25 protein-coding genes are annotated in these 23,729 nt (G+C 63.1%); 14 read left to right on the plus strand and 11 right to left on the minus strand.

Features of this window, described 5'->3' with window-relative positions:
- The first annotated feature begins 10 nt into the window (after positions 1–10).
- From LB557_RS01695 to LB557_RS01705, 3 genes are read left to right on the plus strand one after another with little or no spacing between them, the layout of a single operon-like run.
- On the plus strand, positions 11–676 hold the full coding sequence (locus tag LB557_RS01695; protein ID WP_015318138.1) for a glutathione S-transferase family protein: 666 nt from the start codon (positions 11–13) through the stop codon (positions 674–676).
- Positions 673–1,080 (plus strand): hypothetical protein, encoded by a 408-nt coding sequence (locus LB557_RS01700; protein ID WP_224643327.1) that lies wholly within the window; start codon positions 673–675, stop codon positions 1,078–1,080. Before LB557_RS01695 ends, LB557_RS01700 begins: the two co-directional genes overlap by 4 nt.
- A gap of 7 nt (positions 1,081–1,087) precedes the next feature.
- Positions 1,088–1,729 (plus strand): Pr6Pr family membrane protein, encoded by a 642-nt coding sequence (locus tag LB557_RS01705; protein ID WP_224643328.1) that lies wholly within the window; start codon positions 1,088–1,090, stop codon positions 1,727–1,729.
- A gap of 8 nt (positions 1,730–1,737) precedes the next feature.
- Here LB557_RS01705 and LB557_RS01710 read toward each other — a convergent pair whose 3' ends face one another.
- Complete coding sequence (locus LB557_RS01710) at positions 1,738–1,989, minus strand: DUF1127 domain-containing protein (protein WP_140717444.1); 252 nt, start codon at positions 1,987–1,989, stop codon at positions 1,738–1,740.
- A 92-nt stretch (positions 1,990–2,081) separates the two neighbouring features.
- On the opposite strand from LB557_RS01710, the gene LB557_RS01715 reads away from it, so the two are divergent.
- The gene (locus tag LB557_RS01715; protein ID WP_224643329.1) at positions 2,082–3,491 is read left to right on the plus strand and encodes a PLP-dependent aminotransferase family protein; all 1,410 of its coding nucleotides are present in this window, start codon (positions 2,082–2,084) and stop codon (positions 3,489–3,491) included.
- Positions 3,492–3,566: 75 nt separating this feature from the next.
- Here the strand turns inward: LB557_RS01715 and LB557_RS01720 are convergent, their stop codons facing one another.
- Positions 3,567–3,731, minus strand: coding sequence for a hypothetical protein (locus LB557_RS01720; protein ID WP_015318143.1), 165 nt, complete (start codon positions 3,729–3,731; stop codon positions 3,567–3,569).
- 237 nt (positions 3,732–3,968) lie between these two features.
- Between LB557_RS01720 and purL the strand changes: the two genes are divergently transcribed.
- The 5 genes from purL to LB557_RS01745 all read left to right on the plus strand — a co-directional run bounded on the left by purL (position 3,969) and on the right by LB557_RS01745 (position 9,071).
- On the plus strand, positions 3,969–6,200 hold the full coding sequence (purL, locus tag LB557_RS01725) for a phosphoribosylformylglycinamidine synthase subunit PurL (protein ID WP_140717448.1): 2,232 nt from the start codon (positions 3,969–3,971) through the stop codon (positions 6,198–6,200).
- A gap of 7 nt (positions 6,201–6,207) precedes the next feature.
- Positions 6,208–6,795 (plus strand): hypothetical protein, encoded by a 588-nt coding sequence (locus LB557_RS01730; RefSeq protein WP_224643330.1) that lies wholly within the window; start codon positions 6,208–6,210, stop codon positions 6,793–6,795.
- 121 nt (positions 6,796–6,916) lie between these two features.
- Positions 6,917–7,150 (plus strand): BolA/IbaG family iron-sulfur metabolism protein, encoded by a 234-nt coding sequence (locus tag LB557_RS01735; RefSeq protein WP_015318146.1) that lies wholly within the window; start codon positions 6,917–6,919, stop codon positions 7,148–7,150.
- Positions 7,151–7,301: 151 nt separating this feature from the next.
- Positions 7,302–7,637, plus strand: coding sequence for a Grx4 family monothiol glutaredoxin (gene grxD / locus LB557_RS01740; RefSeq protein ID WP_013895877.1), 336 nt, complete (start codon positions 7,302–7,304; stop codon positions 7,635–7,637).
- A 147-nt stretch (positions 7,638–7,784) separates the two neighbouring features.
- Positions 7,785–9,071: a multidrug effflux MFS transporter gene (locus LB557_RS01745; RefSeq protein WP_411908815.1), complete on the plus strand. Its 1,287-nt coding sequence runs from the start codon at positions 7,785–7,787 to the stop codon at positions 9,069–9,071.
- Between the two features lie 19 nt (positions 9,072–9,090).
- Here the strand turns inward: LB557_RS01745 and LB557_RS01750 are convergent, their stop codons facing one another.
- From LB557_RS01750 to rpsD, 4 genes are all read right to left on the minus strand, one after another.
- Positions 9,091–9,324 (minus strand): hypothetical protein, encoded by a 234-nt coding sequence (locus LB557_RS01750; protein ID WP_224582991.1) that lies wholly within the window; start codon positions 9,322–9,324, stop codon positions 9,091–9,093.
- Between the two features lie 231 nt (positions 9,325–9,555).
- Entirely contained in the window at positions 9,556–10,383 is an 828-nt protein-coding gene (locus tag LB557_RS01755; protein ID WP_224643331.1) for an inositol monophosphatase family protein, read from the minus strand.
- The gene (ttcA, locus tag LB557_RS01760; protein WP_140662024.1) at positions 10,373–11,260 is read right to left on the minus strand and encodes a tRNA 2-thiocytidine(32) synthetase TtcA; all 888 of its coding nucleotides are present in this window, start codon (positions 11,258–11,260) and stop codon (positions 10,373–10,375) included. Before ttcA ends, LB557_RS01755 begins: the two co-directional genes overlap by 11 nt.
- A gap of 152 nt (positions 11,261–11,412) precedes the next feature.
- Positions 11,413–12,030, minus strand: coding sequence for a 30S ribosomal protein S4 (rpsD, locus tag LB557_RS01765; RefSeq protein ID WP_015318151.1), 618 nt, complete (start codon positions 12,028–12,030; stop codon positions 11,413–11,415).
- 373 nt (positions 12,031–12,403) lie between these two features.
- Here rpsD and LB557_RS01770 point away from each other — a divergent pair, with 373 nt between their 5' ends.
- The gene (locus LB557_RS01770; protein WP_041163853.1) at positions 12,404–12,598 is read left to right on the plus strand and encodes a hypothetical protein; all 195 of its coding nucleotides are present in this window, start codon (positions 12,404–12,406) and stop codon (positions 12,596–12,598) included.
- Between the two features lie 85 nt (positions 12,599–12,683).
- Here LB557_RS01770 and LB557_RS01775 read toward each other — a convergent pair whose 3' ends face one another.
- Positions 12,684–12,866, minus strand: coding sequence for a DUF3008 family protein (locus tag LB557_RS01775; protein WP_015318153.1), 183 nt, complete (start codon positions 12,864–12,866; stop codon positions 12,684–12,686).
- Between the two features lie 159 nt (positions 12,867–13,025).
- Between LB557_RS01775 and LB557_RS01780 the strand changes: the two genes are divergently transcribed.
- Positions 13,026–14,408, plus strand: coding sequence for an RNB domain-containing ribonuclease (locus tag LB557_RS01780; RefSeq protein ID WP_224643332.1), 1,383 nt, complete (start codon positions 13,026–13,028; stop codon positions 14,406–14,408).
- Here the strand turns inward: LB557_RS01780 and murI are convergent.
- Together murI and LB557_RS01790 are read right to left on the minus strand one after the other, a co-directional pair.
- Positions 14,358–15,221: a glutamate racemase gene (murI, locus tag LB557_RS01785; protein WP_224643333.1), complete on the minus strand. Its 864-nt coding sequence runs from the start codon at positions 15,219–15,221 to the stop codon at positions 14,358–14,360. The two genes, LB557_RS01780 and murI, sit on opposite strands and share 51 nt — an antisense overlap.
- The gene (locus tag LB557_RS01790) at positions 15,214–16,131 is read right to left on the minus strand and encodes an RNA methyltransferase (RefSeq protein ID WP_140617001.1); all 918 of its coding nucleotides are present in this window, start codon (positions 16,129–16,131) and stop codon (positions 15,214–15,216) included. Before LB557_RS01790 ends, murI begins: the two co-directional genes overlap by 8 nt.
- A gap of 212 nt (positions 16,132–16,343) precedes the next feature.
- Here LB557_RS01790 and LB557_RS01795 point away from each other — a divergent pair, with 212 nt between their 5' ends.
- Both LB557_RS01795 and LB557_RS01800 read left to right on the plus strand, forming a co-directional pair.
- Positions 16,344–17,555 (plus strand): NADP-dependent isocitrate dehydrogenase, encoded by a 1,212-nt coding sequence (locus LB557_RS01795; RefSeq protein ID WP_140617002.1) that lies wholly within the window; start codon positions 16,344–16,346, stop codon positions 17,553–17,555.
- Positions 17,556–17,570: 15 nt separating this feature from the next.
- Positions 17,571–18,206: a glutathione S-transferase family protein gene (locus tag LB557_RS01800; protein WP_224643334.1), complete on the plus strand. Its 636-nt coding sequence runs from the start codon at positions 17,571–17,573 to the stop codon at positions 18,204–18,206.
- 225 nt (positions 18,207–18,431) lie between these two features.
- Here the strand turns inward: LB557_RS01800 and alaS are convergent, their stop codons facing one another.
- Together alaS and recA are read right to left on the minus strand one after the other, a co-directional pair.
- A complete protein-coding gene (gene alaS, locus LB557_RS01805; protein WP_224643335.1) occupies positions 18,432–21,098 on the minus strand; it encodes an alanine--tRNA ligase in 2,667 nt (888 codons plus the stop codon).
- A gap of 271 nt (positions 21,099–21,369) precedes the next feature.
- Positions 21,370–22,470: a recombinase RecA gene (recA, locus tag LB557_RS01810; protein WP_013895892.1), complete on the minus strand. Its 1,101-nt coding sequence runs from the start codon at positions 22,468–22,470 to the stop codon at positions 21,370–21,372.
- Between the two features lie 281 nt (positions 22,471–22,751).
- Between recA and LB557_RS01815 the strand changes: the two genes are divergently transcribed.
- A complete protein-coding gene (locus LB557_RS01815) occupies positions 22,752–23,696 on the plus strand; it encodes a carbohydrate kinase family protein (RefSeq protein ID WP_015318160.1) in 945 nt (314 codons plus the stop codon).
- Positions 23,697–23,729 lie beyond the last annotated feature (33 nt).

Consider the following 23,729-nt stretch of genomic DNA (forward strand, 5'->3'; position numbering starts at 1 on the left):
AGAGACGGTCATGAAACTCTATTCGCGGCCGTTGTCGCCCTACTCTTCGATCGTGCGGGCGCTGGCCTATATCAAGGACGTGCCGATCAAGATCATCGCGCCGCCGCCCGGTTTTCCGATCCCCGAGGCGTTTCGCGCCATCTCGCCGATGAACCGGATTCCGGTTCTGATCACCGGCTCGGGCGAAACGATCGTCGAATCGGTGGTGATCGCCGAATATCTCGAGGAACGGTTTCCCGAACCGGCTCTGTTGCCGCCCGATTCGAAGGACCGCGCGCTGGTGCGCATGTTTGCCCGCATCGTCGATCTCGACGTACTCACACCGACGATGAAGCTTTTCGAACTGCATTTCGTGCCGAAGCGCGACACTGCCGAGATCGACGCCCAATTCGCCCGTCTGCACCATGGGCTGGCCGCCATCGAGGCACGCATGGCGCAAGGCCCCTTCGCGCTCGGCAGCGACATCAGTTTCGCCGATGCCTGGCTGACGCCGACGCGGTTCATCTTCAACAATTTCCGCGCCATGACCGGCCGCCACGACCTGCTCGACGCCTATCCCAGATTCGATGCCTATGAGCAGATCGCTTCGCAGCATCCGGCATTGTCCAGGGTGTGGGGCGAGATGACCGACGGCCTGAAGATCTCTCTGTCCGAACTCGAAATGGGTGCCGCTTGATCAAGAACAGGACGATCGCCCTGATCGCCGCGTCAGGCTTTGCCTTGGCATCTTGCCAATCGAGCCCCAAGAGCACGCCCGTGCCGTCGGGCAAGAGCGCCGCGCTGCTCTCCATGGAACAGGTGGCGATATCGGCCCACAAATGCTGGATCGCCAGCAAGGATCCGGCCTTCAGGCAGTATCAGATGGCCAATGAACTGAACTCGTTCAGCGGCACGCCGCGCTTCCTTCTGGTACCGGCCAAGCACTATGGCGGCAAACCGTTGCTGGTCGTGCAGGCACAGGGTAATTCAAGCCGTGTCGACGTCTTCGGACCGTTGATGAACGACCCGCTCGGCGCACGCATCAGCTCTGATGTCGCGCGCTGGCAGGCGGGCAATCCGGCCTGTGCGGCCACCGCCTGAGCCTGCCATGGGCCGGTTCCTGCAGATCGCGGGATTGTTTGTTGGCCTGATAGCGCTCGCTTTGCAGTTCTCGATCACCATTCCGGCTTCGATGGTAGCGGGCCGCGGCCTGCTCGGCTCGATCGTGTTCTATTTCAGCTTCTTCACCATCCTGACCAACGTTGGCGCCGTGCTGATCCACGCTTCGCTGTTGTCATCCAGCTTCTATGCATGGCTGCAGGCCTTTGCCGGACCGCGGATGCGCGCGGGCGTCGCGGCTTCGATCACCCTGGTGTTCATCGTCTATGCCACGGTTCTGGCGCGGCTCTGGCAGCCGCAAGGCCTGTTCCTGCTCTGCGACATCCTGCTGCACTATGTGACGCCGGTGCTGTTCGTGCTGTGGTGGCTGATATCGGGCGCCGATGGCAGGACGCGATGGAGCGACATCTCCTGGTGGGTGCTCTATCCCATCGCCTATCTGGCCTATGCGCTGGCGCGCGCGCCGCTGGCGGGCGAAGTGCCCTATCCCTTCCTCGATGTCGCCAGGAACGGCGTTGAGAGCGTCGCCGTGGCCGCGCTCGCCATAACCACACTTTTCCTGGTGATATGCGTCGTCGCCGTTTTCGTCGACCACGCTATCGGGCGCCTCGGGAGCAAAGGCACCCGGTAGACGGGCCGCTATTCCCAGAGCGGCTTGATGCCTTCGCGGTGAGCGTCGCAGCGTGAGATGCCGATGTCCTTGAGTTGATCGTCGGTCATCTCCAGCAGCGCCAGTCGGCCGCGCCGGCGCTCCAGCAGGCGGTCGATCCATTTCGCCAGCGAACTGACCACATGCACAATTCGGCCGGCGAAGCCGCGCTGCCCGGACGGGCGAGCAGGCTGACCGAGCAATTGGGTTGCCGAGTGGCGGAATGTTCCGATTGTATTCATTTTCTTTCTGCCAAATGTCAATTGCACCCTTGGTTGGTGCACTGCCGATGTGTATTGACTCCCAAAACGGTGCAATATAGAAAATTGTCACCATGACAAATTGGGTTCCAGATCTCACCGGCTCAGGCCCGCTGTATCAGCGTCTCGCGGATTCCATCGAGGCGGATATCGACCGAGGAGTGATCGGCGCGGGGGCAAAACTGCCGCCACAGCGCGACCTTGCCTACGACATCGGTGCCACGGTCGGCACCGTCGGGCGGGCCTATCAATTGCTGCGCGAGCGCGGTCTCGTCAGCGGCGAAGTCGGACGCGGGACCTATGTGCTTAGCCAGAACATCGGGGTTACGAAGCCGGAGGCGCCCGACACCAGCGTGGAGGGCACGCGCTATGTCGATGCCCCCAAGGGCAAGTTGCGGTTCGACAGCACGGCAGCCCCTGATATCGGCCAGGGCGCCGTTGTAGCCGACGTCCTGTCGCGCACCGCACAGGACCATCCGCATGAGATCTCAAGTTACACGCGCGACTTCCCGGATCGCTGGTACGAAGCCGGCGCCCGTTGGCTGTCCCGGAATGCCTTCCAGCCAACGATCGATACAATCGTGCCTACCCTCGGTACCCACGCCGCGGTGATGGCCGCGATCGCGGCCCTGACCACGCCCGGCGACTATGTCGCCTTCGAGCACCTCACCTACTCCCAGATTTCCCGCAGCGCTGGCCTGATCGGCCGGCGCACCGCGCTGGTTGCATCGGACGATGAAGGCCTCGATCCGGCGGATTTCGAACGCGTCTGCGCGCAAAAGCACCCCAAGATGATCTTCCTGATACCGACGGCGCAGAATCCGACCTTGGTGACCTTGTCGTCGGCTCGACGCGAGGCGATCGCGCGTATCGCCCGTGATTACAACGTCATCCTGATCGAGGATGACCTCTACGGCCATTTGACCGACGACCCGACACCGCTGCTTGCCGAATTCGCGCCCGAGCGCACCATCATCGCCGGCGGCCTGTCGAAGTCGGTCGCCGCCGGACTGCGCGGCGGCTGGCTCTCCTGCCCGCCCGCCTATCGCCATCGCATCCGGGTCGCCCACAAGATGATGACCGGCGGCATGCCATTCCTGCTGGCGGAGGTGAATGCCCGGCTGGTGCTTTCCGGCCAGGCCAGCGAAATCCGCAAGCGCAGCATCGCGGAGATCAGCGCCCGCATGTTCATAGTGCGCGAAAGTTTGGCGGGCTTCTCATTCAGATCGCACGACAAGGTGCCGTTCGTCTGGCTCACCCTGCCCGATCCCTGGCTTTCCGGCACGTTCAAGAATGCCTGCCTGGAGCATGGCGTGCTGATCGACGATGAGGATGAATTCAAGGCGGGGCGCTCGGAGCGGGTTTTCCATGGGGTGCGCTTCGGTGTTTCGCAGCCGAGCGGGCGCGAGGATGTTGCCGGCGGCGTCGCGGTGATCAGGCGGCTGCTGGACGAGGGCCGCGCGGGCTACGACAGTTTTTCCTGAACCGTTCGCGGCCACCCGCCCTGCTGCCTCGAGACGTCGACTTGCGACACTGGACTTGTCAGAACCAGACCCGGATCAACCTTCGGCCTTGAAGTTCTTGGCTTCCTTCTCGGCTTTTTCCTTGCCGTGCTTCTCAGCCAATTCCTTGGCCTGCCGCGGCGAAACGTCGGTGGTCTCCGCGATATGGAGAGCTTCCTTGTCCGAGAGGCGATTGTCGTTCTTGCCTTGCTTGGTAGCCATGATTCTGTCTCCTCGGTGATAGGGACCTAACGACCGGGGCATCGGAGCGTTCCCCATTTTGGTTTTGCGGGGACTTGAAAGCTGGGTGGACGCCTTTCGCTGCTCACCAAAAGGCCTGCCGCGATCTATCGCCCTGTTGCTTTCTGCCTTTTTCCTCAGCCGACGGGTGTATCGACCGCAAGGCTTGCGATAAGAGGAGACTCAAAATCCCTGCTCCATGGACATAAATCGCCGCCCATGACCACTTCCAATTCCGTCCCGATCACATCAGACCTCATCGCCTCGCATGGGCTGAAGCCCGATGAGTATCAGCGCATATTGGACCTGGTCGGTCGCGAGCCGAGCTTCACCGAACTCGGCATCTTCTCGGCGATGTGGAACGAGCACTGCTCCTACAAATCCTCGAAGAAATGGCTGCGCACCTTGCCGACCACCGGCCCGCAAGTCATCCAGGGCCCGGGCGAGAATGCCGGCGTGGTCGACATCGGTGACGGCGACTGCGTCGTCTTCAAGATGGAAAGCCACAACCATCCCTCCTTCATCGAGCCCTACCAGGGTGCGGCGACGGGCGTCGGCGGCATCTTGCGCGACGTCTTCACCATGGGCGCGCGGCCGATCGCGGCGATGAACGCGCTGCGCTTCGGCGCGCCCGACCATCCCAAGACCAGGCATCTGGTCGCGGGCGTGGTTTCCGGCGTCGGCGGCTACGGCAATGCCTTCGGCGTGCCGACGGTCGGCGGCGAGGTCAATTTCGACGCCCGCTACAACGGCAACATCCTGGTCAATGCCTTTGCCGCGGGCCTTGCCAAGACCGATGCCATCTTCCTGTCCGAGGCTAAGGGCGTCGGCCTGCCGGTCGTCTATCTGGGCGCCAAGACCGGCCGCGACGGCGTCGGCGGCGCCACCATGGCCTCGGCCGAATTCGACGACAAGATCGACGAGAAGCGCCCGACCGTGCAGGTCGGCGATCCCTTCACCGAAAAATGCCTGCTGGAGGCCTCTCTCGAACTGATGGCTTCGGGCGCCGTGATCGCCATCCAGGACATGGGTGCTGCCGGCCTCACCTGTTCGGCGGTCGAAATGGGCGCCAAGGGCGACCTCGGCATCGAACTCGACCTCGACAAGGTGCCGGTGCGCGAGGAGCGCATGAGCGCCTACGAGATGATGCTGTCGGAAAGCCAGGAGCGCATGCTGATGGTGCTGCGCCCTGAAAAAGAGAAGGAGGCCGAGGCGATCTTTCACAAATGGGGCCTCGACTTCGCCATCGTCGGCAAGACCACCGACGATCTGCGCTTCCGCGTGCGGCACCAGGGGAACGAGGTCGCCAACCTGCCGATCAAGGATCTCGGTGACAAGGCTCCCGAATACGATCGCCCTTGGGTCGAGCCGAAGAAGCCGGCGCCGCTTGCCGCCAACGATATCCCGCAGGCCGACCTCGCCGATGCGCTGCTGAAGCTGCTTGGCGGACCGGACCTGTCTTCGCGCCGCTGGGTGTGGGAACAGTACGACACGCTGATCCAGGGCAATTCGCTGCAGCTTCCGGGCGGTGACGCCGGCGTGGTGCGGGTCGAGGGCCATCCGACCAAGGCGCTGGCCTTCTCCTCCGATGTGACGCCGCGCTATTGCGAAGCCGACCCCTACGAGGGCGGCAAGCAGGCGGTGGCCGAATGCTGGCGCAACCTGACCGCCACCGGCGCGCTGCCGCTCGCCGCCACCGACAATCTCAATTTCGGCAATCCCGAACGGCCTGAGATCATGGGCCAGTTGGTGGGCGCGGTGAAAGGCATCGGCGACGCCTGCCGGGCGCTTGGTTTCCCGATCGTGTCGGGCAATGTCTCGCTCTACAACGAGACCAACGGCCAGGGCATCCTGCCGACACCGACCATCGGCGGCGTCGGCCTGATATCAGACTGGTCGAAGATGGCGCGGATCGGTTTCGCCGCGGAAGGCCAGATGATCCTGCTGGTCGGCGCACCGGCTTCCTGGGGAACGCATCTTGGCCAGTCCGTCTATTTCAGGGATATCCACGGCCGCAGCGACGGCCCGCCGCCGCCGGTCGACCTCGAACACGAGAAGCGCGTTGGCGACCACGTACGCTCGTTGATCGCTGCCGGCATCGTCACGGCCGCGCATGACGTCTCAGATGGCGGCATTGCGGTGGCGCTGGCCGAAATGGCGATGGCGTCGGGCATCGGCGCGACCGTTCCCGGGCTTGTCGGTACCGATCCGATCCCGGTCTGGTTCGGCGAAGACCAGGGCCGCTATCTCCTGACGTTGTCGATCGATCCGCATGGCGATGAATGGGACGCCATCCGCAAGCAGCAGGGCGAACTCGGCATTTTCGCGCCCTGGATCGGCTCGACCGGCGGCGCCGCGTTGAAGCTCGGCGATACCAGGGCAATCCCGGTCAGCGACTTGACCGCCGCCCATGAAGGCTGGTTCCCGCGCTTCATGGATCAGGCCAGTTGACCAGGGCATGATCCCGAAAGGTGAAAACCGGTTTTCTTGGACGAAGGGAAAACCGTTTTGTCCAGAGATCCTGCTCAATCATAAGAAACTGGCCGTCCGGGCGCTGCTTGCAGTCGTCTTCTGGCCGTCGCTGTTCTTCTTCTGGTGCCTCGGGCCGTTCGTCTTCTTCCTGCTCTCGACGACATCGAGCGAGGTTTGCCCCAGGCTGGAAACGCGCGGAGAATTCCTCGCCGCGGCCAACGGCACGCTTCCCATGCTTGTCCTGCAGAACCTCATCTATGCGGTTCCGATCGTCTGCCTGCTGCTTTGGAACCGGCTTCTGCCGGACCAGGCGCGGACAAGACACGTCGTCACCTGCATCAAGCTTTTCGCCGTCTCGGCCGTCTTGGGGGCCTTGTGGGAGTACGGCTCTTCGCTTGTCTGCGATGGTTACGGCCAGCCGTTCTTCTCGCCCGCCTGGCGAATGACCAGCTATCTGCCGATCGCCAACATGGCGATCAACCTCCCGCTCTACGTGCTGGTCTTCAGCCTTGGCCGCGCCTTCTCGATGCGCGAGGATGAGCCGGCGCAGGGGCCGGGTGAACCCATCGCCTGAACACCAACAGAACGGACACTGGACAGAACCGCTTCAATCCGGATTGGAAAGGCTTTAGGCTTGCCCGACTCTCATCACATGGGCCGCCGCGCCGCCGCCCTTCCGAAACAGGAATTTCCGCATGGCAATGGACGCCCACGACATCGAAAAACTGATCAAGGACGGCATACCGGATGCCCGTGTGACGATTCGCGACCTCGCCGGTGACGGCGACCATTACGCCGCTGAGGTCGTGGCCGAGAGCTTTCGCGGAAAAAGCCGCGTCCAGCAGCATCAGATGGTCTATGACGCGCTGAAGGGCAATATGGGCGGCGTGCTGCACGCGCTGGCGCTGCAGACCAGCGTTCCCGACTGAGGCGTTTCCACCCGACACGCTTGGCCCAAAACCGCCCGTTCTTTGCGCCATTCGGGTGATGGCATGGCTAAAGTCTTGTTTCGGGCAACCTATGGGTTTATTTGAGGGACATGCTTCGAGCCTGACTCCCACAGGCGTGAAAGGATATTCCATGAGCGGCATCAACGACTACATCGACAATGAAGTGAAGGGCAACGACGTCGTCCTTTTCATGAAGGGCACGCCCGGCTTCCCGCAATGCGGATTTTCCGGCCAGGTCGTCCAGATCCTCGACTATATCGGCGCCGACTACAAAGGCGTGAACGTTCTGGACTCCGCCGAACTGCGCCAGGGCATCAAGGACTATTCCAACTGGCCGACGATCCCGCAGCTCTACGTCAAGGGCGAATTCGTCGGCGGCTGCGATATCATCCGCGAAATGTTCCAGGCCGGCGAATTGCAGACCTTTCTGGTCGAGAAGGGCGTGAGCGTCAAAGGCGCCGCCTGACTTCCGTTTTGGGCGTGTCGGTATCGACATGCCCAAGCCACCGGGGCGGCCCCACCTCGGCAATTTTACAAGCCCGGATCCCGGGACCAAGACGAGCCAAATGCGCCGGCCCGCCGGCGCGTTTTCGTTTGAGAGATCGGACTTGCCGTGGACCAGCAGAAATCAGCGCCGCAAGGGGCAAGCACCGTGTCCCGGGCAAGCCAATTGCCGATTCCGCGCTGGGAGTTCATCGCGCTCTGCGCGGCACTGATGGCGCTCAATTCGCTGGCCATCGACATCATGCTGCCGGCGCTGCAGCAGATCGGTGCCTCGCTGGGGGTCGAGAACGAAAATCATCGGCAATATGTGGTCACCGCCTACATACTGGGTTTCGGCGGCGGCCAACTGTTCTTCGGGCCGATCTCGGACCGGTTCGGGCGCCGCTCGCCGCTCGTCGGCGGCCTGATCATCTATGTGGCGGCGGCCGCGGCGGCCGCCATCGCGCCGAGCTTCGAAACGCTCTTAATATGCCGCGCCGTGCAAGGTCTTGGCGCGGCTGCCACGCGCGTCATAGCGGTTTCGATCGTGCGTGATACATTCGACGGCCGGCGTATGGCCGAAGTCATGTCGCTGATCTTCATGGTGTTCATGGCAATACCGGTCGTGGCCCCAGGCATCGGTCAGTTCATCATGCTGTTCGCGACCTGGCATTGGATATTCGTCACCATGGCCGTCGGAGCTATGATCGTCTCGGCGTGGTCGCTGCTGCGCCTGCCCGAGACGCTGCATCCCGAATATCGCCGGCCACTGACGGTTTCATCCATCCTCGGCGGCTTCCGCATCGTGCTCACCAACCGCATCGCGCTCTGCTATGCCTTCGCCAGCACCTTCATCTTCGGCGCCATGTTCGGCTTCATCGCCTCGGCGCAGCAAATCTACGTCAACATCTTCGACGTCGGCGAGATGTTTCCCGTCATTTTCGCCGGTGTCGCGGGCGTACTCGCCTTCTCCAACTATCTGAACTCGCGCCTCGTCGGCCGCGTCGGCATGCGCCGCCTGTCGCAAAGCGCGCTGTTGCTGTTTCTGGTGATCAGCCTGGCTTGGCTGGTGGTTTCACTGGAAACGAAGATGCCGCTCTGGCTGTTCATCACCTTCTTTGCCAGTGCCATGCTGCCGTTTGGCTGTCTTGGAGCCAATTTCAATGCGTTGGCCATGGAGCCGCTTGGCCAGCTGGCCGGCACGGCGTCGTCCATCCTGGGTTTCATGCAGACTTTTCTCGGCGGCATTCTCGGCACGCTGATCGGTCAGGCTTTCAACGGCACGGTGACGCCGCTAGCCGCCGGTTTCTGCAGCGTCTCGGTGGCCGCGCTGCTGATGATCCTGTTTGCGGAACGCGGCAAGATGTTCCAGCCGCAGAACGCCCCCGTTTCAGGCCACGTCACCGACCTGCATTGATTGTCGTCTGCTGGTGGCGTCAGGATGCGCGTTCAAGCGCCGCCGTGAAGCGAGGAGAGAGCATCCGCCCCGCGATCGCTCCGCCCATGCCATTTGAAAAGGGCAATGGAAGAGCGTCGTCGAGCGCCTTGAGAATGGACGCCACGAAGGCTCGGCTGAGCCGCGGATCGACCCCCAGATCGGAATAGGTGGCGCGAGGCGTCCCGATCAGCGTCCCGTTGCGACGAAGCGAGAACTGGATGGTCAAGGACATGCCCGCGGTTCCGGGTGGCGGCTTCCAGCAGGCATAGATAGCGTCCGACATCTCCTTGATGGTGTCGATAGGATCGGGACTGTGACAGGGGCGTTCTTGCGCGATTGCCGCGTTCGCAAACGGCACCACGGCAAGAGCCGCCGCAAAAATTGCGAACCGAGGTTTCATCCGAGAGCCTCCGCCAAAACGCCCGACTCGATCATACAACGGTTCAAGCCACAGGAATTGGTCCTATTCCGCCCACAGCTCGCGGCGCAGTTCCTGCCAGCTGTCCTGGTCCGGCGCGACAAGCAGGCCGCCATCGACATGCGAAGGCAGATAGGCGCTGCCGTCGATCCGAGCGGCATGGCCGCCGGCCTCCTGATGGATCAGCACGCCGGGCAGATGATCCCAGGGCATCAGCTTGTTGTAGACGACAAAATGCGCATGCCCGCTCGCCAGCAGGCGATATTCGTGAGCAGCGCAGCGATAGGCGAACTGCGACAGTGCCTTGGTCTGGTTGCGCGCCAAGCGTGAGCGCTCCGGTTCGTCGAGATATTGCCAGGACACCGCGCCGGTCATCTGCGAGATCGGCACTGGCGCCGCCACACGCACTTTCTCCAGGCTGCCATGGGCATGCCTGATATGACTGCCGGCACCCCTGGCGGCGATGAGCCAGTCCTTGCCCACCGGATCATGGATGATGCCCGCGACCGTCTCCCCCCTGACCACGACCGCCAGCATGACGCCGAACAGCGGCACGCCGGACGCGAAATTGAAGGTGCCGTCCACCGGATCGACGGTGAACGCCAGTTCGGCATCGCCCAAGCCGTCGAGCAGCGCCGGATTTTCGGAGCAGGCCTCCTCGCCCACCACCATGGCAGAGGGATAGCGCTCGCGCAGCCTGGCGGCGATTAGCCGCTCGGCGTTGACATCGGCCTCCGTCACCAGGTCGGCGGCGGAAGTCTTCTGCCTGACGTCGCCCTCGCCCAGTCGGCGAAAGCGCGGCATGATTTCGGCTTGGGCTGCCTCGGCCAGAATGCCGGCCAGCCAGTCGATCGCGGTGTCGTCAAATGTCATCGGAAATGTCTTGCCTGATCGCGAGGGTTTCATTGAGGGCGGCGAAATCGAACAGCTTTCGGTCGAGCAAATGCGACGGCCTGGTGTTGGACAGAGCGCGAATCATGGTGTCCTTGCGGCCGGGCATGCGCTTTTCGATGTCCTCGAGCATCGCTTTCATGGCGTTGCGCTGCAGCCCTTCCTGGCTGCCGCAGAGATCGCAAGGGATGATCGGGAACCGCATCGCGGCAGCGAATTTCTCCAGATCGATTTCGGCACAGTAGCTCAGCGGCCGCAACACCATGACGTCGCCTTCGTCGTTGAGCAGTTTTGGCGGCATGGCGGCAAGCCGCCCGCCGTGGAACAGGTTCATGAAGAAGGTTTCGAGGATGTCCTCGCGATGATGGCCGAGGACCAGGGCCGAGCAGCCTTCCTCGCGCGCGATCCTGTAGAGATGGCCGCGCCGCAGCCGCGAGCAGAGTGAGCAATAGGTGCTGCCTTCGGGGAGCTTGTCGGTGACGACCGAATAGGTGTCCCGGTATTCGATACGGTGCGCTATGCCGTTGGTGTCGAGATAGTCGGGCAGGATATGTTTGGGGAAATTCGGCTGGCCCTGGTCGAGATTGCAGGCCAGCAACTCGACTGGCAGCATCCCGCGCCATTTGAGATCAAGCAACATGGCCAGCAGACCGTAGGAATCCTTGCCGCCCGATAGCGCGACCAGCCAGCGCTCGCCCGGCTTCACCATCGAAAAATCCTCGATCGCCTGGCGGGTCAGCCGTAGCAGTCGCTTGCGCAGCTTGTTGAACTCGACCGAGGACGGTACATCGGCGAACAGCGGGTGAGAGCCGCCTTCGGCGGCCGGTTCTAGTGTTTCGATGTCTGGCTGCATGTTCATGGCGCGACGGCCCCGGATGTGACTTCCGCCCGGCTTAGCGCATTGTCTGGAAAATCGAAATTGATTTTAGCGACACGCCGCAAAACGGGTGCCCGAAACAAAAAAGGCCGCCTCGAGGGCGGCCTTTCCGGTATCGCAAAAAAAGCGTTCGCTTAGCGCGAGTAGAATTCGACGACCAGGTTCGGTTCCATCTGCACGGCGAACGGAACGTCCGCCAGGCCCGGGATGCGCGAGAAGGTCGCGGTCATCTTGTTGTGATCGGCTTCGATGTAGTCGGGCACGTCGCGCTCGGCGAGGCCAACCGATTCCAGGACGATCACCAGCTGCTTCGACTTTTCGCGCACTTCGACGACATCGCCCGGCTTGCAGCGATACGAGCCGATGTTGACGCGCTTGCCGTTGACGTTGACGTGGCCGTGGTTGACGAACTGACGGGCGGCGAAAATGGTCGGCACGAACTTGGAGCGGTAGACAACCGCGTCGAGACGCGATTCGAGCAGGCCGATCAGGTTCTCCGAGGTGTCGCCCTTGCGGCGATCGGCCTCTTCATAGACCTTGCGGAACTGCTTTTCCGACACGTCGCCGTAGTGGCCCTTCAGCTTCTGCTTGGCACGGAGCTGCAGGCCGAAGTCGGAAAGCTTGCCCTTGCGGCGCTGGCCATGCTGGCCGGGGCCGTATTCACGCTTGTTGACCGGGGACTTAGGGCGGCCCCAGATATTTTCGCCGAGACGGCGGTCGATCTTGTATTTCGCGGATTCGCGCTTGCTCATCGCATTCCCTTTCAAAGACAACACACCCGGCACCTCTTGGTCCGGGTGAAGGAAACGCGCCCTCCTCTGGCCTCCGTTTTCGAGACCTGACAGGGTTTTCCCACGCAACGCGGCGGAAAACCCACGGGACACGTCAGTTCAAACAAGATCGGAAACGATTGTCGTGACAGATCTTGCGTATATAAAACAAACACCGGACATCGCTGCCCGGCGTTGGCGGCTGGTTAAACCGAGATTTAACCGGTGTCAAGCTTGTGAGTGGCGCGGCGCAACGCAACCGTATAGCGTCCAAGGCGTTGATGCGATGCCGATGTGGCGGGAGGTTTGCGCCAGCGGCACCAGGAAGGGACTGGAGCTAGAGGAGCTTAATTGCATGAAGAAGTTTTTCCTTACCCTGGCAGGGGCCGCGGTGCTTGCCGGGTCGATGGCGGTGGCCCCTGAGCCGGCCATGGCGCGTCATTGGCACGGCCACAAGCAGGTCTGCCGCATCGTCGTGAAGAAGCGAGTGGTGTGGCGGCATGGCCATCGCAGGGTGATCGTCGAGAGAGTACGGCGCTGCCGCTGGTAAGACTGTTCAACGCCACAATTCCCGGGCCAGCGAACGTCGCTGGCCCTTTTTCATTCCAAGGTAGTCTGGCTCGAGCGCTCAATCCTTAGGATTTTTTCTCCGGCAATCCCTTGCGCTTCGTCTCGGCGAATTCCTCGAGCTGCTTTTCATTCATCGATTCATACATGCCCTTGGAGGCGCCCTTGAGTTCGCTTTTCTTGGTCTCGCCGCGTTTGGCGGAGAGTGCGGCGCCGGCGGCTTTCTGCTGGGCTTTAGAAGTGGCTGGCATGGCGGGTCTCCTTTGCTGTCAGGAGAAACGCCACGCTTCGGCGCCGGTTCCAGCGCCGGTGGCGCGGCTCCCGGTCCGCCTGGTGCCAACCCTTGGCCGCGCTCGGCGATTTTCGTCGGCAGCCTTCCCGTGTCCGGAACCCCAGTGTAGGACGGCTGAATGAAATCCCTGACCGATCCCTCACAGGTTCTCTCCGCGGGACTGGCGAAAATCCGCGCCGAATTCCACGTGCCGGACGGATTTCCGGCCGATGTGCTTGCCGCGGCGGAGGCGGCGGCCAAACGTGTGCCCAACCAGCATGCCGATCGAACTGATATGCCGTTCGTCACGCTCGATCCGGCTGCTTCCACCGATCTCGATCAGGCGTTCTCGATCGAGGCCAGCGGTGGCGATCTTCTGCTTCATTACGCCATCGCCGACGTGGCCTGGTTCGTCGAGGACGGCGATGCGATCGATCGCGAAGCCTGGACGCGGGGCGAGACGCTTTACTTGCCGGACGGCAAGGCCGGGCTCTATCCGCCGGTAATTGCCGAGGGTGCGGCGAGCCTGTTGCCGGATGGACCCCGTCCAGCTGCTATCTTCACGGTTCGGGTTGCGCAGGACGGCGCGACGAAGTTGGACGGCGCGGAGCGGGCAATCATTCAAAGCCGCGCGAAGCTCGCCTATGACAGCGTGAAGGCCTCCGATGTCCCGGCCGGCTTCGCCGAAACGGCGCGGCGCATGGCGGCGAATGAGCGGCGCCGTGGGGCTTCCCGCGTCGACCCACCCGAGCAGGAGGTGGAAAGGCTTGCCGACGGCACATTCCGGCTTTCGTTCAGGCCGCTTCTGCAATCCGAGCAGGACAACGCCGCGCTTTCGCTGGCCGCCAACATGGCGATCGCCGATGCCATGCTTGCGCATCATACCGGCCTTTTTCGGGTGATGTCGGGGCCGGATGCCTTCAAGGTTCAAAGGCTGCGCAACGCGGCACAGGCTCTCGGACTGTCCTGGCCGGCCTCGACCAGCTTGCGGGACTATCAGCGAACCCTCGATCCGACCGATCCGCATCAGGCGGCGCTGATGCTGGAAATCCGCCATGCAAGCCCCGGCGCATCCTATCAACCGTATCAGGACGGCGTTGTCCCATGGCATGAGGCGATGGCCGCGACCTATGCCCATGCAACCGCCCCACTGAGGCGCCTTGCCGATCGTTATGTCGTGCGCTGCGCGCTGGCTATCGCCAACGGCCAGCCCGTGCCCCAGGCTGTTACCGACGCGTTTGCCAGGTTGCCGAAGGCGATGGGACGCGCGGATAGCCGCGCTTCGCAGATCAACCACGCGGCCATCGACCTTGCCGAGGCGGTAATGCTGGAGGGGCGCGAGGGCGAGACGTTCAAAGCCGTCGTCACCGACTTCGTCGACCATGGCGTGCGCATTCAGCTTGCCGACATGGCTGTCGTTGCCACCGTGAAGGCCTCGGGGCTCAGACAGGGTGATGGTCTGACGCTAAGGCTAGTCCTGGCCGATCCGGATCAACGCAGCATCGTCTTCGAACCTGTTTGAGTGGCGGGCGGCTTTGCCGCTGTCCAAGTGAACGGTCAGCCCGAACCCCTGCATCAGGCGGCTGACGGCGAAGTCCGCCTTGCCCGAGGTGAAAACCGCGATATCAGGCTCGGCTTGCGGCAGCGCCCCATCGATGGGCGGCAGCAGCGAAAGGGCGCGCCGTGCGATCGCCTCGGCCGGATCGATCCAGTCGACCGGCCAGGGGGCGGTCTTGCGCATGCGATTGACCAGAAAGGGATAGTGCGTGCAGGCCAGCACGACGATGTCGGTGCGCATGCCATCCCGCTCGATGAAGCATGGCCCGATCTCGGCTCGCACGGCCTCTTCGTCGACGAAGCCCTGGCGCATATAGGCTTCGGACAGGCCAGCCAGCCTGTCGCTGCCGACCAGGCGGACATGGCATTTCTGCGCCCATTTGCTGATCAGGTCGCGCGTGTACTGGCGCTTCACCGTGCCCGGCGTCGCCAGCACCGAGACCAGCCCGGAGCGCGTGCGCTCGGCCGCCGGCTTAACCGCCGGCACCGTGCCGACGAAGGGATGGCCGGGAAATCTTTCGCGCAGCGCGTCGATCACCAGTGTCGAGGCGGTGTTGCAGGCGATAACCGAGATGGCCGGCGCGAAGCGGTCGAGCAGTTTGGCGAATAATCCTAGTATATGCTCCCTTAGGGCCGGCTCCTCCCAGGCGCCAAAAGGAAAAGCGGCATCGTCGGCGACATAGATAAAGCGCCGGTCGGGCATCAGGACGCGTGCCTCGCGCAACACGGTCAGACCGCCGACGCCGGAATCGAACATCAGGATCGGCTGGTCAGTCATTGTCGGTTCCCTTGCCGCCGAGCAGTGGCGTGTCCGTGTCGTCGCCGCTAGCGTCCGGCGCCCGACCAGTCGCCTCCGCCTTGCGGGCGCGCGCCGCCGCCGCGGGCAAACGCCTCGGGTCATCGCCAGGTGACCCATCGCCGCGCGGCATCGCCGGCGAGAACCGGTCAAGCGAAGAGATGATGCCGCGCAGCACCTTGAGCTCCGGCTCGGCAAAGCCTGCCCGCGTCAGCACGGCGCGGAGGTTGTCGACCATTTTCGGCTTCTTCGGCGCCGGCCTGAAATAGCCGCGCGCCTCGAGCGCGCCTTCGAGATAGGTGAACAGGCCGTGCAATTCTTCCTTGCTTGCAGGCTTCATCTCCGGCCCCGAAAAATTGGTCCTGGTCTCGTCCTCCAGGCCCGACTTCATCCACTCGTAGGACATCAGCAAGGCCGCCTGGGCGATGTTGAGCGAGGAGAAATCAGGATCGACCGGGAAAGTGACGATCTCGTCGGCGAGGCCGACCTCGTCATTGTAGAGGCCGAAGCGCTCGCGACCGAACAGGATGCCGGTGCGTTGCCCCATTGCGTGACGGGCGCGCAGCATCCTGCCCGCCTCCACCGGTCCGCGCACGGATTTGAAGCCGTCGCGCTGCCTTGCGGTGGTGGCGAAGACGAAGTTCAGGTCGGCAAGTGCCGAGGCCAGATCGTCGAAAACCTTGACGGCATCGATGACGTGGTCGGCACGGCTGGCGGCGGCACGCGCCTTCTCGCTCGGCCAGCCATCGCGCGGATTGACCAGACGCAGCTCCGACAGCCCGAAATTGGCCATCGCGCGGGCGACCATGCCGATATTCTCGCCGAGCTGCGGCTCGACAAGGATGATCGCCGGGCCGGCTGCGGTGTTATCGGGATCTTTGGTAATGGGCATGATTGTCAATGAACTGCTGTTTGCGGCATTTCAGCGTCCCCTGCCATATTCGGCCGCGAAAATGAAGCATTCGCAAATGACGGCGCCGTGGGCTCACATTCGTGACCGATCGCCGTTTGCGTGGCCAAAAGCGCTTTGATATACGGGCGGCATCCCCGGCCGACGCCACGCGGGCAAGGCCGTCCCATTCCCAGCAACGAGGCATTCTTTCCATGGCGAAGATCAAGGTGGCGAACCCGGTCGTCGAACTCGACGGCGACGAGATGACCCGCATCATCTGGCAGTTCATCAAGGACAAGCTGATCCACCCTTATCTCGACCTCAAGCTCGAATATTACGACCTGGGCATCGAGCATCGCGACGCCACCAACGACCAGGTGACCATCGATTCGGCCAACGCCATCAAGAAATACGGTGTCGGCGTGAAATGCGCGACCATCACCCCCGACGAACAGCGCGTCGAGGAATTCAAGCTGAAGAAGATGTGGAAATCGCCGAACGGCACCATCCGCAATATTTTGGGCGGCACCATCTTTCGCGAGCCGATCATCATGAAGAACGTGCCGCGCCTGGTGCCCGGCTGGACCAAGCCGATCATCGTCGGCCGCCACGCCTTCGGCGACCAGTATCGCGCCACCGATTTCCGCTTTCCCGGCAAGGGCAAGCTGACGATCAAGTTCGTCGGCGAGGACGGCCAGGTCATCGAGCACGACGTGTTCGACGCGCCCGGCGCCGGTGTCGCCATGGCCATGTACAATCTCGACGAGTCCATCCGCGAATTCGCCCGGGCGTCGCTGAACTACGGCCTGCTGCGCAACTATCCGGTCTACCTGTCGACCAAGAACACCATTCTCAAGGCCTATGACGGCCGCTTCAAGGATATTTTCCAGGAAGTCTACGAGGCTGAATTCGAGGCCGAGTTCAAGTCGAAGAAGCTTTGGTACGAGCACCGCCTGATCGACGACATGGTGGCGTCGAGCCTGAAATGGTCGGGTGGCTATGTCTGGGCCTGCAAGAACTATGACGGCGACGTCCAGTCCGACACGGTGGCGCAAGGGTTCGGTTCGCTCGGCCTGATGACCTCGGTGCTGATGACGCCGGACGGCAAGACCGTCGAAGCGGAAGCCGCGCACGGCACCGTGACCCGCCACTATCGTCAGCATCAGAAGGGCGAGGAAACCTCGACCAATTCGATCGCGTCGATCTTCGCCTGGACGCGAGGCCTCGCGCACCGCGCCAAGCTCGACGACAACGCCGAACTGAAGCGTTTTTCCGAGACGCTCGAAAAGGTCTGCATCCAGACTGTCGAGAGCGGCTTCATGACCAAGGACCTGTCGCTCTTGATCGGCCCCGACCAGCCCTGGCTCTCGACCACCGGCTTCCTCGACAAGATCGACGAGAATTTGCAGAAGGCGATGGCGTAACCGCCTCGCGGACAAATGGGCAAGCCGGTCGTCTACGGCGCGGATTACAGCGTCTATGTACGCATCGTCCGGCTTGCGCTCGAGGAGAAAGGCATCGCCTACGATCTCGTGCCGGTCGACATCTTTGCAGAAGGTGGCGCGCCGGCATGGTACGGCAAGCACCATCCCTTCGGCCGCATCCCGGCCTTCGAGCATGAGGGGTTCCGCCTGTTCGAGGCGAGTGCGATCGCGCGCTATATCGACGACGCTTTCGACGGTCCACCCTTGCAGCCGAAGGATCCGCGCGCCCGCGCAAGGATGAACCAGATCATCGGCATGCTCGACGCCTACGCCTACCGTGCGATGGTCTGGGATGTCGCGGTCGAGCGTCTGGAGAAGGAAGTGCCCGACGAGAGCTTGATCGTGGATGGCCTGCGGCAGGCAGAGACGGTGCTGAAGGTATTGACCTCGCTGAAGCAAGATGGACCCTGGCTGCTCGGCGACCAGCTGACCCTGGCCGATCTGCACGCGGCGCCGATCATCGCCTACTTCGTCAAAGTGCCAGAAGGGCGCAACTTGCTGACGCAGTTTGCAGGCATCTGGGATTTGTATTTGCGAATGGCTGGCCGCCCGAGCTTCGTGCGTACCGAAAAAGCGTATAACTTGAGGTGAGCTTCCTCGACGTCGCGCCGCCCCTGCCCTGGCGGGCATTTCTCCCCGTGAACGGGGAGAAAGAGGCTGCTCGCGTTGCCGGCGCTCTTCTGCAACGAGGGCGATTGGCGAAGGGCGCGACGAAAGCGCCCTTCTCCCCGTTCTACGGGGAGAAAATGGCGGCAGCCAGATGAGGGGCAGCGCTGCCCCAAGAGAAAGGATCCCGCCTGGCCCCACGCATGGTAGCTACGCTGCTTCGAGCGCCGCCCTCACTGCCGCGATCGCATCATCGGCCTTCGACGCATCCGGGCCGCCGGCCTGCGCCATGTCGGGGCGGCCGCCGCCGCCCTGCCCGCCCAATGCTGCGGAGGCCACGCGAACAAGGTCGACGGCGCTGAAACGGCCGACGAGATCATCGGTGACAGCGACCACGACGCTCGCCTTGTTGTCTTCTCCGGCGCCAACGAACACGACGACGCCAGAACCCAACGAAGTCTTGCCGGCATCGGCCAGCGGCTTCAGGTCCTTTGGCGAGACACCTGACACCGCCTTGCCGAGAAAGCCGACGCCAGCGACGATCTCGTTGGCGGCAGGAGCATCGGCAGGCGACCCGCCGCCCAGCGCCAATTTCTTGCGCGCTTCGGCCAGGTCCTTCTCGAGCTTTTTGCGCTCTTCGAGCAGCGCTTCGACGCGCGCTGGCACATCTGCGGGCGAAATCTTAAGCGTTGCCGCCGTGGTCTTCAGGCGTCGGTCCTGCTCATCGAGATGCCTGCGCGCGGCCTCGCCGGTCAACGCCTCGATGCGGCGCACGCCGGCGGCGACAGCACCATCCGAGACGATGCGCACCAGGCCGATATCGCCGGTCGCCCTGACATGCGTGCCGCCGCAGAGCTCGACCGAATAAGGCCGGTTGGCCTTGGCGCCATGCAAGCCCGTGCCCATCGACACCACGCGCACCTCATCGCCATATTTCTCTCCGAACAGCGCCATCGCGCCCTCGGCAATGGCGTCGTCGACCGACATCAGGCGCGTGGTCACCGGGCCGTTCTGCACGACGATCTCGTTGGCCATGCGCTCGACCTCTTCGAGCTCCTGCGCGGAGATCGGCTTGTTGTGCGAGATGTCGAAGCGCAGACGCTCGGGTGCGACCAGCGAACCCTTCTGCGCGACATGGGTGCCCAGCACCTCGCGCAACGCCTCGTGGATCAGGTGCGTCGCCGAGTGGTTGGCGCGCAGCCGGGAGCGCCTGGCATGATCGACCTTAAGTTCGACCGCGGCACCCGGCCTGACCGTGCCGGCGACCACCTTGCCGAGATGCACGAAGAGGCCATCGGCCTTCTTCTGCGTGTCGGAAATCTCGATCGAGAAGCCCTCGCCCGAGATTATGCCGGTGTCACCCATCTGGCCGCCGGACTCGCCGTAGAACGGCGTCTGGTTGACGACCACGGCGACCGCATCGCCCTTGCCGGCGCTGTCGACGGTCTTGCCGTCCTTGACCAGCGCCTCGATGAGGCCTTCCGCCTGCTCGGTTTCGTAGCCGAGGAATTCGGTGGCGCCGGTCTTTTCACGCACGGAGAACCAAACCGTCTCGGTGGCGGCCTCGCCGGACCCGGCCCAGTGCTTGCGCGCCTCCGCCTTCTGCTGCTCCATCGCATTGGTGAAGCCGGCAAGGTCGACCGAGATGCTGCGCTGCCGCAGCGCGTCCTGCGTCAGGTCGAGCGGGAAGCCATAGGTGTCGTAGAGCTTGAATGCCGTTTCGCCATCGAGCATGTCGCCGGCGCCGAGCTTCTCCGTCGCCTCGGACAGCAGCCCGAGGCCGCGCACCAGCGTCTTGCGGAAACGGGTCTCCTCGAGTTTCAGGGTCTCGGCGATCATCGTTTCGCCGCGTGCCAGTTCGGGATAGGCCTGGCCCATCTCGCGCACCAGCGCCGGCACCAGCTTCCACATCAGCGGCTCGTTCGCCCCCAGCAACTGCGCATGACGCATGGCGCGGCGCATGATGCGGCGCAGCACATAGCCGCGGCCTTCGTTCGACGGCAGCACGCCGTCGGCGACCAGGAAGGAGGACGAGCGCAGATGATCGGCAATGACGCGATAGGACGCAACCGTTTCGGCGTCGGGCGCGCGCCCAAGTGCCGAGGACGCCGCATCGATCAGATGACGGAACAGGTCGGTCTCGAAGACGCTCTCCACCCCTTGCAGGATGGACGCCATGCGCTCCAGGCCCATGCCGGTGTCGATCGACGGGCGCGGCAGGTCGACGCGCTCCTCTTTCGTCACCTGCTCATACTGCATGAACACCAGGTTCCAGAATTCGAGGAAGCGATCGCCGTCTTCCTCGGGACTGCCGGGAGGTCCACCCCAGATGTGCTCGCCACGATCGATGAAGATTTCCGAGCATGGTCCGCAAGGACCGGTGTCGCCCATCGCCCAGAAATTGTCCGAGGTCGGGATGCGGATGATGCGATCGTCGGAGAAACCGGCGATCTTCTTCCAGAAGCCAGCCGCCTCGTCGTCCGTGTGATAGACGGTGACCAGCAGCTTGTCCTTCTTCAGCCCGAACTCCCTGGTGATGAGGTTCCAGGCAAGCTCGATGGCGCGCTCCTTGAAATAGTCACCGAAGGAGAAATTGCCGAGCATCTCGAAAAAGGTCAGGTGGCGCGCGGTATAGCCGACATTGTCGAGATCGTTGTGCTTGCCGCCGGCGCGGACGCTTTTCTGGGCTGTGGTGGCGCGCGAATAGGGCCGCTTCTCCAAACCGGTGAAGACATTCTTGAACTGCACCATGCCGGCATTGGTGAACATCAATGTCGGATCGTTGCGCGGCACGAGCGGGCTTGAGGCCACGACCTCGTGGCCCTCCTTGCGGAAATAGTCGAGAAAGGTCGACCGGATCTCGTTGACGCCACTCATGGATACTGCCTTTTCAAGAGAGCCGCCGGCCGGACCGGCGGGAGATGGCTCTGTATTTTCTAGAAGATGGAGCTGGCCTTTTAGCCGTAGCTCTTGACCCTGTCCAGAAACACGGAATTGGGCCAATTCGCGCTTTGCACCGGCACTTGCGGGGCCGCCCAAACGAAAACCGCCGGCGCGAAGGCCGGCGGTTTGGAACGCGGTACTACAGAACTCTGTTACTTAAGCATTGACTAATAGTCTGGATTTATGGCCAAATTCTGACCGTTGCCTACATCGCGCCGGCTTCGTCCTCAAAACCGTCGTCGCCATTGCCCTCGGAGCCACCATTTTCGAGAAACTTTTCGGCGATCAATCCGGCATTCTGCCTGAGCGCTAGCTCGATCTCGCGCGCGGTATCGGGATTGTCGCGCAGGAACAGTTTCGCATTCTCGCGGCCCTGGCCGAGACGCTGCGAATTATAGGAGAACCAGGCGCCCGATTTCTCGACCACGCCGGCCTTGACGCCGAGGTCGACCAGTTCGCCGGTCTTGGAGACGCCCTCGCCATACATGATGTCGAACTCGACCACCTTGAAGGGCGGCGCCAACTTGTTCTTGACCACCTTGACGCGGGTCTGGTTGCCGACGACCTCGTCACGATCCTTGACCGAGCCGATACGGCGGATGTCGAGGCGAACCGAAGCGTAGAATTTCAGCGCGTTGCCGCCGGTCGTGGTTTCGGGCGAACCGAACATGACGCCGATCTTCATGCGGATCTGGTTGATGAAGATGACCATGGTGTTGGAGCGCGAGATCGACGCGGTCAGCTTGCGCAGCGCCTGGCTCATCAGGCGGGCCTGCAGGCCCGGCAGCGAATCGCCCATCTCGCCCTCGATCTCGGCACGCGGCGTCAGCGCCGCCACCGAATCGACCACCAGCACGTCGATGGCGCCGGAACGCACCAGCGTGTCGCAAATCTCGAGCGCCTGCTCGCCGGTGTCGGGCTGCGAGATCAGCAGGTTTTCAAGATCGACGCCGAGCTTGCGGGCGTAGACCGGATCGAGCGCGTGTTCGGCATCGACGAAGGCGCAGATGCCGCCCTTCTTCTGGGCTTCAGCCACGGTGTGCAGGGCCAGGGTCGTCTTACCGGAGCTTTCCGGCCCATAGATCTCGATGATACGGCCGCGCGGCAAGCCACCGACGCCGAGCGCGATGTCGAGGCCGAGCGAGCCGGTCGGCACCGTTTCGATCTCGACGACCTGCTCGTTGGCGCCGAGCCGCATGATCGAGCCCTTGCCGAAAGCCCGCTCGATTTGCGACAGCGCCGCATCCAGAGCCTTTGATTTGTCCACTGCCTTATCCTCTACCAGCCGCAAAGAATTCTGAGCCATGATACATCACCCCTTGGTCGTCAATGAAGGCCGGACAATCCGTGATCCCTGCCATTTTGTACCTTTTTTGTTCTCATTTGGCAAGGGGTGACAACCAACTGAAAAACAAGCGATATCGCGGTTTGTTCTTTTTTTGTCTCGCAAACCCTGGCACGAACGGGCTCCGCATTGGGCCAGACGGCTCGATCGTATCGCTCGACCGAATCGCCGACCAGCATGCGAAGCTCTGTCGCGCACTCTAGCGCTTGTGCGGCCGCAACAACAAAGGTCATATCGCCACCATGGTGGAATCCCCGAAGATCCTGGCCGTGGGCGGCGCCCATATCGACCGGCGTGGCCAGGTGTACGGTCCCTATGTGCCGGCAGCCTCCAATCCCGGCACGATGCGCGAGGATGTCGGCGGGGGCGTCTTCAATGCGTTGCGCAGCATGGTGCGGCGCGGCGTGTCGGCCTCCCTGGTGTCGATGCGGGGCGGCGATGCGTCGGCCGATACGGTTTCACGGGCCATCGCCGAGGCAGGCATCGCCGATCTTTCGGCGGTGTTCCTCGACCGTACCACGCCGAGCTACACGGCATTGATCGATCGCGAGGGCGAATTGATCGTCGGCTTTGCCGACATGGCACTGTACGACCTGGCTTTTCCCAAGCAGATCAGGCGTTCCAAGATACGCCAGGAGGTGGCCGCCGCCGATGCCATCCTGTGCGACGCCAATCTGCCGTCGGCCGCCCTGGAGCGGCTGCTGTCGCTCGCCGCCGGTAAACCGGTTTTCGCCATCGCGATTTCGCCGGCGAAGGTAACGCGGCTGATACCGGTTCTCGGCGGGCTGGCCCAGCTCTTCATGAACCGGCGAGAGGCCGTCGTGCTGGCCGGTGTCAATGCAGCGGCCGCCGAGCGGGAAATGGTCGACGGGTTGCGGTGCAGCGGCCTTGCCAGCGGCGTGGTCACGGCAGGCAGCGGCCCTGTGCTGGGTTTCGATGAGACAGGCGCCTTTTCGATCCTGCCGCCTGCCCCCAGAAAAGTCGCCGATGTCACCGGCGCCGGCGACGCGCTGGCAGGTGCGACGGTCGCAGCACTGCTGCGGGGCCAGCCGCTGCGCCACGCCGTGCGCGAGGGCGTCGCCGCGGCAACGCTGGCCATCGAAAGCGCCGACGCGGTGCCCGAATTCACCGCGGCGAGCTTCGCGGAAGCGCTGGCCCTTGTGCCGGATGCCAGGGAAGTGGCATGAGACCCGGCAAGTTCATAACGCGCGGTGAAGCTA

It is taken from the genome of Mesorhizobium sp. BR115XR7A, from assembly GCF_020165315.1.
Taxonomy (GTDB): Bacteria; Pseudomonadota; Alphaproteobacteria; order Rhizobiales; family Rhizobiaceae; genus Mesorhizobium; species Mesorhizobium australicum.

Excerpts from the sequence above, each read along its gene's own strand:
- recA (WP_013895892.1), bottom strand. The coding sequence starts at position 22,470 with ATGGCTCAGAATTCTTTGCGGCTGGTAGAGGATAAGGCAGTGGACAAA.
- LB557_RS01815 (WP_015318160.1), top strand. The coding sequence starts at position 22,752 with ATGGTGGAATCCCCGAAGATCCTGGCCGTGGGCGGCGCCCATATCGAC.
- murI (WP_224643333.1), bottom strand. The coding sequence starts at position 15,221 with ATGACTGACCAGCCGATCCTGATGTTCGATTCCGGCGTCGGCGGTCTG.
- LB557_RS01750 (WP_224582991.1), bottom strand. The coding sequence starts at position 9,324 with ATGTCCTTGACCATCCAGTTCTCGCTTCGTCGCAACGGGACGCTGATC.
- purL (WP_140717448.1), top strand. The coding sequence starts at position 3,969 with ATGACCACTTCCAATTCCGTCCCGATCACATCAGACCTCATCGCCTCG.
- LB557_RS01710 (WP_140717444.1), bottom strand. The coding sequence starts at position 1,989 with ATGAATACAATCGGAACATTCCGCCACTCGGCAACCCAATTGCTCGGT.
- LB557_RS01755 (WP_224643331.1), bottom strand. The coding sequence starts at position 10,383 with ATGACATTTGACGACACCGCGATCGACTGGCTGGCCGGCATTCTGGCC.
- LB557_RS01800 (WP_224643334.1), top strand. The coding sequence starts at position 17,571 with ATGGGCAAGCCGGTCGTCTACGGCGCGGATTACAGCGTCTATGTACGC.
- LB557_RS01770 (WP_041163853.1), top strand. The coding sequence starts at position 12,404 with ATGAAGAAGTTTTTCCTTACCCTGGCAGGGGCCGCGGTGCTTGCCGGG.
- LB557_RS01695 (WP_015318138.1), top strand. The coding sequence starts at position 11 with ATGAAACTCTATTCGCGGCCGTTGTCGCCCTACTCTTCGATCGTGCGG.
- alaS (WP_224643335.1), bottom strand. The coding sequence starts at position 21,098 with ATGAGTGGCGTCAACGAGATCCGGTCGACCTTTCTCGACTATTTCCGC.
- LB557_RS01795 (WP_140617002.1), top strand. The coding sequence starts at position 16,344 with ATGGCGAAGATCAAGGTGGCGAACCCGGTCGTCGAACTCGACGGCGAC.
- LB557_RS01720 (WP_015318143.1), bottom strand. The coding sequence starts at position 3,731 with ATGGCTACCAAGCAAGGCAAGAACGACAATCGCCTCTCGGACAAGGAA.
- LB557_RS01735 (WP_015318146.1), top strand. The coding sequence starts at position 6,917 with ATGGCAATGGACGCCCACGACATCGAAAAACTGATCAAGGACGGCATA.
- LB557_RS01715 (WP_224643329.1), top strand. The coding sequence starts at position 2,082 with ATGACAAATTGGGTTCCAGATCTCACCGGCTCAGGCCCGCTGTATCAG.
- rpsD (WP_015318151.1), bottom strand. The coding sequence starts at position 12,030 with ATGAGCAAGCGCGAATCCGCGAAATACAAGATCGACCGCCGTCTCGGC.
- grxD (WP_013895877.1), top strand. The coding sequence starts at position 7,302 with ATGAGCGGCATCAACGACTACATCGACAATGAAGTGAAGGGCAACGAC.
- LB557_RS01775 (WP_015318153.1), bottom strand. The coding sequence starts at position 12,866 with ATGCCAGCCACTTCTAAAGCCCAGCAGAAAGCCGCCGGCGCCGCACTC.
- LB557_RS01790 (WP_140617001.1), bottom strand. The coding sequence starts at position 16,131 with ATGCCCATTACCAAAGATCCCGATAACACCGCAGCCGGCCCGGCGATC.
- LB557_RS01705 (WP_224643328.1), top strand. The coding sequence starts at position 1,088 with ATGGGCCGGTTCCTGCAGATCGCGGGATTGTTTGTTGGCCTGATAGCG.
- LB557_RS01730 (WP_224643330.1), top strand. The coding sequence starts at position 6,208 with ATGATCCCGAAAGGTGAAAACCGGTTTTCTTGGACGAAGGGAAAACCG.
- LB557_RS01780 (WP_224643332.1), top strand. The coding sequence starts at position 13,026 with ATGAAATCCCTGACCGATCCCTCACAGGTTCTCTCCGCGGGACTGGCG.
- ttcA (WP_140662024.1), bottom strand. The coding sequence starts at position 11,260 with ATGAACATGCAGCCAGACATCGAAACACTAGAACCGGCCGCCGAAGGC.